This is a genomic window from Streptomyces sp. NPDC001530 (genome assembly GCF_042894545.1).
GTDB lineage: Bacteria > Actinomycetota > Actinomycetes > Streptomycetales > Streptomycetaceae > Streptomyces.
Genome location: NZ_JBIAVS010000002.1, coordinates 221,729 through 235,770 on the forward strand (window position 1 = coordinate 221,729; position 14,042 = coordinate 235,770).

Sequence of the window (14,042 nt, forward strand, 5' to 3'; positions counted from 1 at the left end):
AAGGCAGTGGGGGAGGCACGATTGCCCGCAGCTAGGACAGCCCCGGAAGGGGCGCGGAGACCGCTGCCCCGAGCTATTGGGCGAACCTGCCAAGCCGGCGGCAGCGCGACGTCATCGCTCCACCTTCGACTTGTAGCCCCGGCCCCACTGGAGCCCCCACCCGTAGAGCCGGTCCAGTTCGGCCTGGAAGCCGTACACGAACTTCACCTCGCGGCGTACGGTCAGCTCGCCCTTGTTGTTCTGGATCATGACGACCGCGCAGGAGCGGGCCTGCGGATGGCGCTCGTCGAGGCCGATCTCGATGCGCGGGCCGTTGCTCGGGTAGAGCGTGATGATCGCGTGCGTACGGTCGAAGGCCGGGGTCTGGTCGTAGATGTAGACGAAGACCAGCAGGCGTTTGATGTCGTCGCGGTGGTCCAGGTTGACGTAGGCGGTCTCGCCGGAGGCGGAGCCGAAGCGGTCGTCGCCGCTGAGCTTGACGTACGGCGGGGCGTTGAGCTCGCCGAAGAAGCTGCCGAGCGGCTGGACCACACCCTTGGTGCCGTCCGTCAGCTCGTACATGACGCCCAGGTCGAGGTCGACGTTGACCATGCTCTGGGTGTGCGCCTGGACCACTTCCGGTTTGAAGGTGCGGAAGGGGTGGCGCAGCAGGCTGCCGCGCTGCGGCCCGCCTATGTCGGAGGTGCGCATCCGCCAGGACAGGTTGATGCGCAGATTGCCGGTGGCCGCGCCCTGTTTGGTGAGCGAGACCGTGTGGTTCCGCTTGGTCAGTTCGATGGCGTTGGTGGCCGCGCTGCCGGAGTCGAAGTCCACCGAGCGTCCGCGCCACAGGTCCTGCCAGATGCCCATTCCGCCCCCCACGTTCCTCGATATGCGGCGGGGCGGCCGTCGAGGACTTGTCCTCGACGGCCGCCCCGCTCAGAGCGTTCCTCAACCGGAGGGGTGTCACACCCGAAACCGGTGGGGTGTCACACGCCGGAGACCGGCGGCTTGTCACACCCCGGACGAGACCTCAGCCTTCTCGTCCGAGGTCTTACCTTTTCCCTCGGCCGCTGCGAGCGCCCTGTTGCGGCGCACGGACGACCAGAAGGACCAGGCGATCAGGACGACGCCGACGAGGCCGGTGATGACCTCGTTGATCTCGTACTGGATGGTGATCATGAGGAGCACGGCGAGGGCGCCGATCGCGTAGTGCGCGCCGTGCTCCAGGTAGACGTAGTCGTCGAGGGTGCCCTGGCGGACCAGGTAGACGGTGAGCGACCGGACGTACATGGCGCCGATACCGAGGCCGAGCGCCATCAGCACGATGTCGTTGGTGATGGCGAAGGCGCCGATGACACCGTCGAAGGAGAAGGACGCGTCCAGCACTTCCAGGTAGAGGAACATGAAGAACGCGGCCTGGCCGGCGAGGACGATGGCCGGCTTCTTCTTGCCGGTCCGCTCGGCCTCCTCCTCTTCCTCGTGCTCGCGCTCCTCCTCTTCCTCGAGCTTGTCCTCGAAGTAGCCGGAGAGTCCGCCGACGACCATGTACGTGATCAGGCCGGCGACGCCGGCGATCAGCACCGTCTGCGCCTTGTCGACGTGCGCGCCGCCGTGCTGGTGGGCGTGGGTCGCGAAGGTGAACGAGGTGATCAGCAGGACGACCAGGGCGATGCAGACCGCCAGCATGTCGACCTTGCCGAGCTTGGCGAGCGGGCGCTCGATCCAGCGCAGCCACTGGATGTCACGCTCCTCGAAGATGAAGTCGAGGAAGATCATCAGCAGGAACATGCCGCCGAAGGCGGCGATCGCCGGGTGGGCGTCGGTGACGAGTTCCTGGTAGTGGTCCTTGTTGTTCAGCGCGAGGTCGACCGCGTCGATCGGGCCGATCTTGGCGCTGATGGCGACGATGACGACGGGGAAGACCAGTCGCATGCCGAAGACCGCGATGAGCACACCGACCGTGAGGAAGATCTTCTGCCAGAAGGCACTCATCTTCTTCAGGATTCCGGCGTTGACCACCGCGTTGTCGAAGGACAGCGAGATCTCCAGGATGGACAGGATCGCCACGATGCCAAAGGCGGTCCACCCCCCGTAGATCACCGCTGCGACCAAGCCGAGCGCGGTGACCGCAAACGACCAGCCGAAGGTTTTCAGAAGCACTGGCTACCCAATCATCGTGTGTGTACGGGTCTCCCCCGCGCCGTACTCGGCTTTACCTAACGTTGACCACGAAGTCTAGAGGGCTGCCCCTTCGGCTGGCGTAGGTGGGCCCTAGGAAACATTGACCCCGAAGTCGAGGGCGATTCCTCGCAGGCCCGACGCGTACCCCTGACCGACCGCGCGGAACTTCCACTCCTGGTTGTAGCGGTAGACCTCGCCGAAGATCATCGCCGTTTCGGTGGAGGCGTCCTCGGAGAGGTCGTAGCGGGCCAGCTCCTGGCCGTCGGCCTGGTTGACGACGCGAATGAACGCGTTGCTGACCTGGCCGAAGGTCTGGCCGCGGTTGTCGGCGTCATGGATCGAGACCGGGAAGACGATCTTGTCCACGTTGGCCGGCACCTTGGAGAGGTCGATCAGGATCGACTCGTCGTCGCCCTCGCCCTCACCCGTGAGGTTGTCACCGGTGTGCTCCACCGAGCCGTCCGGGCTCTTGAGCTGGTTGTAGAAGATGAACCACTCGTCCCCGAGCACCCGGCCCCCTTGGCACAGCAGCGCGCTGGCATCCAGGTCGAAGTCGGCTCCGGTGGTGGAGCGCGCGTCCCAGCCGAGCCCGATCATCACCTGCGTGAGGTTCGGTGCGGCCTTCGAGAGGGAGACATTGCCCCCCTTGGCGAGCGTGACGCCCATGATGCTGGTCCTCCCCGAGGTCATCTTTGAGTTGTACAGCGGGCCCGGCACCGCACTTGAGGGTGCGGCGCCGGACCGATGAGCCGAAGGCCTACGGCTCAGACGTTCACGCCGAAGTCCTGCGCGATGCCGCGCAGGCCCGAGGCGTAGCCCTGGCCGATGGCGCGGAACTTCCACTCCGGGCCGTTGCGGTAGAGCTCGCCGAAGACCATCGCGGTCTCCGTCGAGGCGTCCTCGGAGAGGTCGTACCGTGCGATCTCCGCGCCGCCCGCCTGGTTCACCACGCGGATGAACGCGTTGCGCACCTGTCCGAAGGACTGCTGGCGGTTCTCCGCGTCGTAGATCGACACGGGGAAGACGATCTTCTGCACGTCGGCCGGGACGGCGGCGAGATTGACCTTGATCTGCTCGTCGTCGCCCTCGCCCTCACCCGTGAGGTTGTCACCGGTGTGCTCCACCGAGCCGTCCGGGCTCTTGAGGTTGTTGAAGAATACGAAGTTCTGGTCGTTGGCGACCTTGCCCTGGTCGTTCGTCAGCAGTGCGCTGGCGTCGAGGTCGAAGTCGGTGCCGGTGGTGGTGCGGACGTCCCACCCCAGACCGACGATGACCGCGGTCAGTCCCGGGGCCTCCTTCGACAGCGATACGTTGCCGCCCTTGCTGAGGCTGACTCCCACGAGTCCTCCCAATGGTGTCCAGGGGCGGGGAGCCCCGTAGTGCGTTGGTATCGGATCAACGATTCGATCCTAGTGACGGGTTCCCGCACCCCGCAGGGCTTGGAACCGAACAATCACAGGGTGTCGAGCGCCTTGACGTACTCATTCAGGTCACGCGCGTCCGGCAGAGCGTTGACGACGGTCCAGCGGACCACGCCCTCCTTGTCGATGATGAACGTGCCGCGCACCGCGCAGCCCTTGTCCTCGTCGAAGACGCCGTACGCGCGCGAAATGTTGCCGTGCGGCCAGAAGTCGGAGAGCAGCGGGTACTCCAGGCCCTCCTGCTCGGCGAAGACGCGCAGGGTGTGGATGGAGTCGTTGGAGACGGCCAGCAGCTGGGTGTCCCGGTCGGTGAACTGCGGCAGGTTGTCGCGCAGGGAGCACAGCTCGCCCGTGCACACGCCGGTGAAGGCGAAGGGGTAGAAGAGCAGCACCACGTTCTTCTCACCACGGAAGTCGGACAGCTTCACGGTGGCGCCGTGGTTGTCCTTGAGCTCGAAGTCCGGGGCCTTGGAGCCGACCTCGATCGCCATAGTCACACGCTTCCCTTCCAAGGGTCTGTTCGGGTGACGACCAGCCTACGCAGTGATCGACACGCGCCCCGGCAACGGCATCGCCGCGCCGCCCCGGGCGACCCGGCCCGGCGCATGCGTGAGGCCCCCGCCGACGGTGGTGTCGGCGGGGGCCTCACGATGCTCTGCGGCAGACGGAGCGGGAGCTCAGCGCTTCGACTTGGGCGTGCCCAGGCGCGTACCCGACCACTCCTTGCCCACGGAGATGCTCTTCGTCTGGGAGAGGCCGGCGGTCTGTGCGGCATCGCTGATGTCGCTGGGCTCGACGTAACCGTCCCGGCCGGTCTTCGGAGTCAGCAGCCAGATCATGCCGCCGTCCTCGAGGAGACCAATGGCGTCCACCAGAACGTCCGTGAGATCGCCGTCCTCATCGCGGAACCACAACAGCACGACGTCGGCGACGTCGTCGTAGTCCTCGTCGACCAGTTCCTGGCCGATCTGCGATTCGATGCTTTCACGGAGCTCGTGGTCAACGTCGTCGTCGAAGCCGATCTCCTGGACCACCTGTCCGGGCTCGAACCCCAGCCTGGCGGCCGGGTTGGTCCGCTCCTCCGCGTGGTCCGCGGTCGCGCTCACGGCTTGCCTCCTGATTGTGTTGCGGTAGATGTCCAGCCACGCGCGTGCGCGAAGCATTGGCCGTAGTCCACACGGGCGGGGCGGATCGCGCAAGTACCCGGCCGTCGAGACCGCCGAAACGGTGACGTTCCCGGCGGTGTCGCCGCAACTCCAGGCATGGACTCGCGGTGGCAGGTGACGCGCACCACACCTTTCTGCCCGATTTGTGAATTTCGGAACCCTCGAAGCGTACGAGACCCGAACGACTTTGCGGAACGCGTCATGGAGTGCAGCGTATCGTTACGTTTTGGTCGGGCCCGTCCCAACGGTCTGCAGGAATGTCTCGGTTACCTCCCAGTAGAGATGACGATTCCGTCCCCTAGGTACACGATGGGGAACGGTGCAGACATCAAGCAAAGTGGCCCTCTGACAGCGAAGGAACAGCGTGGCTTCCGGATCCGATCGCAACCCGATCATCATTGGCGGCCTTCCCAGCCAGGTCCCGGACTTCGACCCTGAGGAGACTCAGGAGTGGCTCGACTCCCTCGACGCCGCCGTGGACCAGCGCGGCCGTGAGCGGGCCCGTTATCTGATGCTGCGGCTGATCGAGAGGGCCCGCGAGAAGCGCGTGGCCGTGCCCGAGATGCGCAGCACGGACTACGTCAACACCATCGCCACCAAGGACGAGCCGTTCTTCCCCGGCAACGAGGAGATCGAGCGCAGGATCCTCAACGCGACCCGCTGGAACGCGGCCGTGATGGTGTCCAGGGCCCAGCGCCCCGGTATCGGGGTCGGCGGCCACATCGCGACGTTCGCGTCCTCCGCCTCGCTCTACGACGTGGGCTTCAACCACTTCTTCCGCGGCAAGGACGAGGGCGACGGCGGCGACCAGATCTTCTTCCAGGGGCACGCGTCCCCCGGTATCTACGCCCGCGCCTTCCTCCTCGACCGGCTCTCCGAGCAGCAGCTCGACGCGTTCCGCCAGGAGAAGTCGAAGGCGCCGTACGGCCTGTCCTCGTATCCGCACCCGCGGCTGATGCCGGACTTCTGGGAGTTCCCGACCGTCTCGATGGGCCTCGGCCCGCTCGGCGCGATCTTCCAGGCGCGGATGAACCGCTACATGGAGGCGCGCGGCATCGCGGACACCTCCAGGTCGCACGTGTGGGCGTTCCTCGGCGACGGCGAGATGGACGAGCCGGAGTCGCTCGGCCAGCTGTCCATCGCGGCGCGCGAGGGCCTGGACAACCTGACCTTCGTGGTCAACTGCAACCTGCAGCGCCTGGACGGCCCGGTGCGCGGCAACGGCAAGATCATCCAGGAGCTGGAGTCGCAGTTCCGCGGCGCCGGGTGGAACGTCATCAAGCTGGTGTGGGACCGCAGTTGGGACCCGCTGCTGGCGCAGGACCGCGACGGCGTGCTGGTCAACAAGATGAACACCACGCCGGACGGCCAGTTCCAGACGTACGCCACCGAGACCGGTGCGTACATCCGTGAGCACTTCTTCGGCGACGACCACCGGCTGCGCGCGATGGTCGAGCACATGACCGACGACCAGATCCTGCACCTGGGCCGCGGCGGTCACGACCACCGGAAGATCTTCGCGGCGTTCTCGGCGGCCAAGGAGCACAAGGGCCAGCCGACGGTGATCCTCGCCAAGACGATCAAGGGCTGGACGCTGGGTCCGAACTTCGAGGGCCGCAACGCCACGCACCAGATGAAGAAGCTGACGGTCGCCGACCTCAAGGGCTTCCGCGACCGGCTGCACCTGCCGATCTCCGACAAGCAGCTGGAGGACGGCCCGCCGCCGTACTACCACCCGGGCCGCGACTCGGAGGAGATCCAGTACATGCACGACCGCCGCAAGGGGCACGGCGGGTACGTCCCGACGCGCGTCGTGCGGTCGAAGCCGCTGCAGCTGCCGGACGACAAGACGTACGCGAGCGTGAAGAAGGGCTCGGGTCAGCAGTCGATCGCCACGACCATGGCCTTCGTGCGGCTGCTCAAGGACCTCATGCGGGACAAGGAGATCGGCAGGCGCTTCGTGCTGATCGCGCCCGACGAGTACCGCACCTTCGGCATGGACTCGTTCTTCCCGAGCGCGAAGATCTACAACCCGCTCGGCCAGCAGTACGAGGCCGTGGACCGCGATCTGCTGCTCGCGTACAAGGAGTCGCCGACCGGCCAGATGCTGCACGACGGCATCTCCGAGGCGGGCTGCACGGCGTCGCTGATCGCGGCGGGTTCGGCGTACGCCACGCACGGCGAGCCGCTGATCCCCGTCTACGTCTTCTACTCGATGTTCGGTTTCCAGCGCACCGGCGACCAGTTCTGGCAGATGTCCGACCAGTTGGCGCGCGGTTTCGTTCTCGGTGCGACCGCCGGTCGTACGACGCTGACCGGTGAGGGTCTCCAGCACGCGGACGGCCACTCGCAGCTGCTCGCCTCGACGAACCCGGGCTGTGTCGCCTACGACCCGGCGTTCGGGTACGAGATCGCGCACATCGTGCGGGACGGTCTGCGCCGGATGTACGGCTCGTCCGAGGAACACCCGCACGGCGAGGACGTCTTCTACTACCTCACCGTCTACAACGAGCCGATCCAGCACCCGGCCGAACCGGAGAACGTGGACGCCGAGGGCATCCTGAAGGGCCTCTACCGCTTCAGCGAGGGCACGTCGGGGTCGATTCCCGCGCAGATCATGGCGTCGGGTGTCGCGGTCCCGTGGGCCGTCGAGGCGCAGAAGCTCCTCGCCGAGGAGTGGAACGTCAAGGCGGACGTCTGGTCGGCGACCTCCTGGAACGAGCTGCGGCGCGAGGCCGTCGAGGTGGAGCGGCACAATCTGCTGCACCCCGAGGAGGAGCAGCGCGTCCCGTACGTGACGCAGAAGCTGTCGGCCGTCCAGGGTCCGTTCGTGGCCGTCTCCGACTGGATGCGCTCGGTGCCGGACCAGATCTCGCGGTGGGTGCCGGGGACGTACCAGTCCCTCGGTGCGGACGGCTTCGGCTTCGCGGACACGCGGGGCGCGGCCCGGCGCTTCTTCCACATCGACGCGCAGTCGATCGTGGTCGCGGTGCTGACCGAGCTCGCGCGCGAGGGCAAGGTCGACCGGTCGGTGCTGAAGCAGGCGATCGACCGCTACCAACTGCTCGACGTGACGGCGGCCGACCCGGGGGCGGCGGGCGGCGACGCGTAGACCGGACGTACGACGGTTGAGGGGCGGCGGGGGCATGGCCTCCGCCGCCCCTCCGTCGTCGGGCCGCCCCGCTCTCCGCTTTTTCTGCTTTCTTTCTACGATGCGGGCATGAAGGATGAATCGGCACAGGCTCGTTGGGAGCTGCACACCCAGCGGCCTCTGCTCGCGCTCGCGGTGGCCTTCGCCCTCGCGTACGCCGTGCCGATCGTGGACAGCAGCGCCAGCCGTTCGCTGACGGCCACGTGCACGGTGGTGGAGTGGGCGGTGTGGGGGGCGTTCGCCGCCGACTATCTCGTACGGCTCGTACTGGCCCGGGAGCGGCGGGAGTTCGTCCGCACCCACTGGCTGGACCTGTGCGCGGTGATCCTGCCGATCCTTCAGCCGCTGCGGCTGCTGCGGCTCGTCTCCACGCTGCTGCTGGTGGGGCGGCGGGCGCGGATGGCCTCGCAGATCCGGCTGACGACATACGTCGGCGGCGCGGTGATCGGGCTGCTGATGTTCGGCTCGCTCGCGGTGCTGTCCGTGGAGCGGGACTCGCCGAACGGGAACATCAAAACGCTGGGCGACGCGGTGTGGTGGTCGTTCACGACGATGACGACCGTGGGGTACGGGGATCACGCCCCGACCACCGGCCTGGGCCGCATGCTCGCGGTCGGGCTCATGCTGTCCGGTATCGCCCTCCTCGGTGTCGTCACCGCCAACATCGCCGCGTGGTTCATCTCCCGCTTCGAGAAGGACGACGTGGAGGAACGCCGCCAGACCGCCGCGATCGAGGCGCTGACGGAGGAGGTACGCGCCCTGCGGGCGGAGGTAGCCGCCCTGTCGCGCCCGACCCCCTCGGGGGTGCCCCACCCCGTGCCGGGTGCCTCCGAACCGTCGTAGCTAGCTGTGGGCATGCGTGCCGCTAGGCGCGGCACCGCTGTGCCCACCCAGCGGCACCCTGCACGCGCCCGGCGCGGGCGTTACGCGTCCTCGCTGTGGGCAATCGTGCCGCTGGGGCGGCACGGGTGGGCACAGCGGCACCCTGCACGCGCCGGTAAGCGCACCCACCCCGAGCCCAGCCCCGGTGCCGGGAGCCTTCGTCGCAACGGCACCCGGCTGGTGGCTGCGGTTGCCCGCAGCGGGGGCGGGCTTCGGGACGGGTGTTGGTGCCCGTAGTGGTGGCCGCACGCGCGCTGCCCCCCTCCGGCAGCGCGCCGCAGCATCGGCCGTTCTCCGCGCCGTACATGCCGCGCGGAGGAGCTTGACCCACTGTGACCTGGGGCGCGTGCCGAGCGGGAGGGATCTTCAGCTCAGTCACCCTGATAGGCGAAGATAGGCGAACGTGCCCGAAGTGAGGGCCCGTCAGATGTGCCCGGCCCCCGCCCCCGCGGCCTCCGCGTTCTCCCCCCGCTTGGTGAGCATCGCGACGAACACCGCCACGACGGCGACCCCCGCGGCGACGAGACACGCGAGGCTCATCCCGGAGATGAACGTGTCGTGCGCGACATCGGTGATCTTCGCGGCGATCGCGGCCGGGGTGTCCTTGGCGACCGGCGCGGCGCCGACCTGGACCGCCTCGGAGGCCTGGTCGAGCTGCGCCGGAGTGAGCGGCGGCAGCTTGGCCTCGGCCCAGTTGCCCGCGAGGTCGCCGTCGACCTTGGAGGCCATCACGGCACCCAGCACCGCCGTACCGAGGCTGCCGCCGATCTGCATGGCGGCCTGCTGGAGACCGCCGGCGACACCGGAGAGCTCCATCGGCGCGTTGCCCACGATGACCTCGGTCGCACCGACCATGACCGGCGCGAGGCCGAGGCCGAGCATGGCGAACCAGAGCGACATGATGCCGCTGCCCGTGTCCGTCTCCAGCGTGGACATGCCGAACATCGCGATGCCGGTGAGGGCCATGCCGCCGGCCAGCGGGATCCGCGGACCCGACTTGGTGATCAGGGCGCCGGCCAGTGGCGAGCCAACGATCATCATGCCGGTCAGCGGGAGCAGGTGCAGGCCCGCGTCCACCGGGCTCATCCCGTGCACGTTCTGAAGGTAGAAGGTGACGAAGAATAGGCCGCCCATGAAGGCGATGGCCATCAGGACCATGAGCACCACGCCTGCCGACAGCGGCACCGAGCGGAACAGCGCCAGCGGGATCAGCGGCTCCTTGACCCTGGTCTCCCAGAAGGCGAAGAGCCCGAAGCCGAGCACCGAGGCGCCCAGGAAGGCCCACGTCAGACCGTCGCCCCAGCCCCAGGTCGGGGCCTTGATGAGCGCCCAGACCAGGCAGAACATGGCGCCGGAGAGCAGCGCGATGCCGAGGACGTCGAGGGAGCGCGGGGCGCTGTGCTCTTCTAGCGGGCTCCGCCCGCGGGCAGCGCGGTGGTCGGTCAGGATCAGCACGCCCAGGACCAGCGCGAGGACGCCGACGGGCACGTTGATGAAGAACACCGACTGCCAGCTGACGTGCTGGACCAGCAGACCGCCGAGGATCGGCCCACCGGCGGTGGAGGCGCCGATGACCATGCCCCAGATGCCGATCGCCATGTTCAGCTTCTCGGCCGGGAAGGTGGCCCGCAGCAGGCCGAGCGCGGCCGGCATCAGCAGCGCGCCGAAGAGGCCCTGGAAGACGCGGAAGGTGACCACGAGGGCGATGCTGTCCGACAGGCCGATGGCCCCCGAGGCGGCGGCGAAGCCGACGACGCCTATGAGGAAGGTCTGCCGGTGTCCGAACCGGTCGCCGAGCTTGCCCGCGGTGATCAGCGTGACCGCGAGCGCGAGGAAGTAGCCGTTGGTGATCCACTGGACGTCGGCGAAGCTCGCGCCGAGGTCCTTCTGGATGGCCGGGTTGGCGATGGCCACGATGGTGCCGTCCAGGGCCACCATCATGACCCCGACGGCCACGGTGATGAGGGTGAACCACGGATGGCCGCGCAGCCCCTTGGCCGGGGCCGAATCCGACGGGGCGACGGGTGTCTTGCCCCCCGGGCCCGTCGTGCCGATGGTGGTCTGACTAGTCATGCTTTCGAGGTTAGTGACAGCCACTGACAGTTGACAATCCCATTCACAAGTCGGTAACTGTCACGCCACTCACGGATAGGCTGAACTGGGCAAACAGTTCGAAGAGGAGGCCCATGGACATGGCGTACACGACCGAGGCGGCGCCACGCCCGGGGCTGCGCGAGCGCAAGAAGAAGCGCACGCGCGACGCGCTGCTGCGCGCCGCGCTCGAACTGTTCACCACCAAGGGCTACGAGCAGACGACCGTCGACGAGATCGCCGAGGCCGTCGACGTCTCCCAGCGCACCTTCTTCCGGTACTTCGCGGGCAAGGAGGACGTCGCCCTCTTCAGCCAGCGGATCGCGGAGTCGCACTTCCTCGCCGCCGTGCGTGAACGCCCGCCCCACGAGGCCCCGTTGGAGGCGCTGCGGCTGGCCGTCCTGGAGAGCTGGGACACCATCGGCCAGGCGATCGAGGCCGTCATCCCGATCGAACTGCACATGCGCATCTTCCAGTTGATCGAGTCGACCCCCGCACTGCTCGCCGTCCACCTGCGCCACTCCGCCGAGCTGGAGGAGGAGATCGCACGGGTGATCGCCGAACGTGAGGGCCTCGACGTGGACGCGGATCCGCGGCCGCGCGTCGCGGTCGCCGTGTTCGGCGGGGTGATGCGCGTGACGGGCCGGCTGTGGGGCGCGGGCGAGGACACCAGCGTCGAGGCGATCCGCGAACTGACCGTCTCGTATCTCGACCAAGTGGGACCCGCGTTGGCGGAGAAATGGCGAACGGAGTGAGTACTGGCGGGAAAAGAGTGATCACTGGCGGGAAAGCTGTCATCACTGGCGCGAAAGCGGAAAAGCGGTGCGCGGAATGATCGTTGACGCACACGCAGCGTCACCATTTAACTCAAACTGAACCCGCTTTGACCCAATTACCCCGCCAGAAACGTGATCCCTCTCACTCGTTTAACGGGAGGCACCTCACTTCTCCTAGGGTGTCCTCTCAGTGACTTCCTTCGACACATCCCCCCAACTCAGCGTTTGGCGCGCACTGCTCGCGCTGGCCGTGGTGTTCGTGATGCTGGCCACCGGTGGCTGGACCGCGCTGAACAGCCATCGGGCAGCGACGCCGCTCCAGGCGTCACGTGCCGCGTGGGAGCACGGCAGCCTCGCCGGGCACCGGCTCCCGGACCTGGACTCCACGCCGAGCCGGCTGGCCAGGTTCTTCGCCACGCTCGACGGCCACCAGCGCTCCCGGCTCGCCCACCGCTATCCGCTCGCGGTCGGCAACATGAACGGGGCACCGGTGACGCTGCGCTACCGGGCGAACCGCATCGCCCTGGACCAGCAGCGCAAGGTCGAGCGCAAACGCATGCACGACAACCGGCTCTCGTCCCTCGGCCAGCACGACGCGGGCCGCCGTATGCACCGCTACGAGGCGCTGCTGCACAAGGGCCGCAAGATCCTCGCCTTCGACCCCATGGGGTCGGGTCGGGTCGCCGAGGTCTTCGGCAGCCTCGACAAGGCCGAGCGGATCTCCGTCGTGGTGCCCGGCGTCGACACCGACCTGCTCAGCTTCCAGCGCACCGTCAAGATGTACTCGGCGCCGGTCGGCATGGCGCGTTCGCTGTACGCCGCGGAGCGCGCGGCGGATCCGACCGCGCGTACGGCCGTGATCGCGTGGGCCGACTACACGACGCCCAGCGGGCTCGGTATGGACGCGGCCACCGCCATGCGCGCCGAGGAGGGCGCGCTCCGGCTGAACGCACTGCTGCGGGCGCTGCCGGGAGGCTCACCGGTGGCGCTGTACTGCCACAGCTACGGCTCCGTACTGTGCGGGGTCGCCGCCCGCCAGCTGCCCTCCCGGGTCTTGGACATAGCGGTCGCGGGCAGCCCCGGCATGCGCGCCGACAAGGCGTCGGGACTGCACACCTCGGCCCGGGTCTGGGCGATGCGGGACTCCGACGACTGGATCCAGGACGTACCGAACCTGGAGGTCGGAGGGCTCGGGCACGGCGCCGACCCGGTGTCGAAGGGGTTCGGAGCGCGGGTGCTGTCCGCCGAGGACGCGAAGGGCCACACCGGCTATTTCGAGCCGGGCACGGACAGTCTCCGCAACTTCGCGGAGATCGGCGTGGGGGCGTACCGCGCGGTGCGCTGCGCGCACGACGATGACGCGTGCCGGACGGGTTTGTCCGGCGCCGCGTCGGCCTGACGCGCGTAGAGCGCGAAAAAATGCGGTCTGCCCGAGGAGCGACGGAGGCTTGCGTGCCGCATACGATGGCCCGCATGGGTGACGTACTGGCCGGATTTCATGCCGCCTGGGAGTTCGAGTCCGACTCCGTGCTCATCCGCTTCGAACGGGGGATCCGGACGCCGAAGCTGTTCCAGGCGCTGGGCGAACGCCGCATCCCCCTGGAGGCGATCGCGGCGGTGACGCTGACGCCTGGGAAGCGTGGCACGGTCGTTCTGCGTGCCGTGCCAAGGGCGGGTGCCGATCCGCTGATGGAGGCGGCCGCGGGACAGCTCAAGGAAGGGTGCGACCCCTATCGCCTGGTGCTGCCCGCCGAGCGGGAGACCCTCGCCGAGTACTACGCGGACGAGCTGCGCGGGCAGCTCACCGAGGACGACGAACCCGCCGAGCGCTATCTGGTGAGTCCGCCCGAGGCGCCGCTGCAGTTCAAGGCGTACGACGGGAAGGCGTCCTTCGACGGCAAGTCGGTGTCCTTCCGGTGGTTCTGGACGGGCGCCTCGTCGGCGAAGTGGAAGGCCGGCGACCAGACCTTCCCGGTCGCCGATCTGAGCGGAGTCGAGTGGCGCTCCCCCGAGGTCTTCGAGGGCCATCTGCGGCTGCTGCGCCGTGAGGCCGCGCCCGCGCAGCCCGCCCAGGCCGACCAGGACCCTGCCGCCGTCGTCTTCGGCCTCGGGTACGGGCCGGTGCACGAGTCACTGCCGTTCGCGGCCTCCGTACTGGCCGCGGTGCGCTCCGCCGGTGCTGCCGTGCCCGCCGTGGCCGCCGCGCCGCGCCGCGACCCGGCCGACATCGCCGAACGCATTCGCCATCTCGGCGAGCTGCACGAGGCGGGGCTCGTGACGGATGAGGAGTTCACCTCCAAGAAGGCCGAACTCCTGGCAGAGCTGTAAGGACGCAGGGCGCGCGCAAGAGCATGGATTCGCCCCCTCCGCCCCTGCCCGTCCCGTACCTGGG

Annotated in this window: 12 protein-coding genes; 5 read left to right on the forward strand and 7 right to left on the reverse strand. The window is 68.2% G+C overall.

What is annotated here, in order from left to right:
- Window positions 1-111: 111 nt before the first annotated feature.
- The 6 genes from ACFY0T_RS03925 to ACFY0T_RS03950 form a co-directional block, all read right to left on the reverse strand.
- Window positions 112-849: a Tellurium resistance gene (locus ACFY0T_RS03925; protein WP_388864405.1), complete on the reverse strand. Its 738-nt coding sequence runs from the start codon at window positions 847-849 to the stop codon at window positions 112-114.
- A 144-nt stretch (window positions 850-993) separates the two neighbouring features.
- On the reverse strand, window positions 994-2,142 hold the full coding sequence (locus ACFY0T_RS03930) for a DUF475 domain-containing protein (protein WP_388864406.1): 1,149 nt from the start codon (window positions 2,140-2,142) through the stop codon (window positions 994-996).
- A gap of 111 nt (window positions 2,143-2,253) precedes the next feature.
- The gene (locus ACFY0T_RS03935) at window positions 2,254-2,829 is read right to left on the reverse strand and encodes a TerD family protein (protein ID WP_388864737.1); all 576 of its coding nucleotides are present in this window, start codon (window positions 2,827-2,829) and stop codon (window positions 2,254-2,256) included.
- A gap of 98 nt (window positions 2,830-2,927) precedes the next feature.
- Window positions 2,928-3,503 carry a TerD family protein gene (locus ACFY0T_RS03940; protein ID WP_388864407.1) on the reverse strand — a complete coding sequence of 192 codons (576 nt, stop codon included), beginning with the start codon at window positions 3,501-3,503 and terminating at the stop codon, window positions 2,928-2,930.
- A 113-nt stretch (window positions 3,504-3,616) separates the two neighbouring features.
- The gene (locus tag ACFY0T_RS03945; protein ID WP_388864408.1) at window positions 3,617-4,075 is read right to left on the reverse strand and encodes a peroxiredoxin; all 459 of its coding nucleotides are present in this window, start codon (window positions 4,073-4,075) and stop codon (window positions 3,617-3,619) included.
- 186 nt (window positions 4,076-4,261) lie between these two features.
- Window positions 4,262-4,690: a DUF3052 domain-containing protein gene (locus ACFY0T_RS03950; RefSeq protein WP_388864409.1), complete on the reverse strand. Its 429-nt coding sequence runs from the start codon at window positions 4,688-4,690 to the stop codon at window positions 4,262-4,264.
- Between the two features lie 424 nt (window positions 4,691-5,114).
- On the opposite strand from ACFY0T_RS03950, the gene aceE reads away from it, so the two are divergent.
- Window positions 5,115-7,862: a pyruvate dehydrogenase (acetyl-transferring), homodimeric type gene (gene aceE / locus ACFY0T_RS03955; protein WP_388864410.1), complete on the forward strand. Its 2,748-nt coding sequence runs from the start codon at window positions 5,115-5,117 to the stop codon at window positions 7,860-7,862.
- Between the two features lie 108 nt (window positions 7,863-7,970).
- Window positions 7,971-8,744 carry a potassium channel family protein gene (locus ACFY0T_RS03960; RefSeq protein WP_388864411.1) on the forward strand — a complete coding sequence of 258 codons (774 nt, stop codon included), beginning with the start codon at window positions 7,971-7,973 and terminating at the stop codon, window positions 8,742-8,744.
- Between the two features lie 462 nt (window positions 8,745-9,206).
- On the opposite strand, the gene ACFY0T_RS03965 is transcribed toward ACFY0T_RS03960, so the two are convergent.
- Window positions 9,207-10,856 (reverse strand): MFS transporter, encoded by a 1,650-nt coding sequence (locus ACFY0T_RS03965; protein WP_388864412.1) that lies wholly within the window; start codon window positions 10,854-10,856, stop codon window positions 9,207-9,209.
- A 113-nt stretch (window positions 10,857-10,969) separates the two neighbouring features.
- Here ACFY0T_RS03965 and ACFY0T_RS03970 point away from each other — a divergent pair, with 113 nt between their 5' ends.
- The 3 genes from ACFY0T_RS03970 to ACFY0T_RS03980 all read left to right on the forward strand — a co-directional run bounded on the left by ACFY0T_RS03970 (window position 10,970) and on the right by ACFY0T_RS03980 (window position 13,978).
- On the forward strand, window positions 10,970-11,629 hold the full coding sequence (locus tag ACFY0T_RS03970) for a TetR family transcriptional regulator (protein WP_388864413.1): 660 nt from the start codon (window positions 10,970-10,972) through the stop codon (window positions 11,627-11,629).
- A 211-nt stretch (window positions 11,630-11,840) separates the two neighbouring features.
- Window positions 11,841-13,049 (forward strand): alpha/beta hydrolase, encoded by a 1,209-nt coding sequence (locus ACFY0T_RS03975; RefSeq protein WP_388864414.1) that lies wholly within the window; start codon window positions 11,841-11,843, stop codon window positions 13,047-13,049.
- Window positions 13,050-13,123: 74 nt separating this feature from the next.
- Entirely contained in the window at window positions 13,124-13,978 is an 855-nt protein-coding gene (locus tag ACFY0T_RS03980; protein ID WP_388864415.1) for a DUF4429 domain-containing protein, read from the forward strand.
- Window positions 13,979-14,042 lie beyond the last annotated feature (64 nt).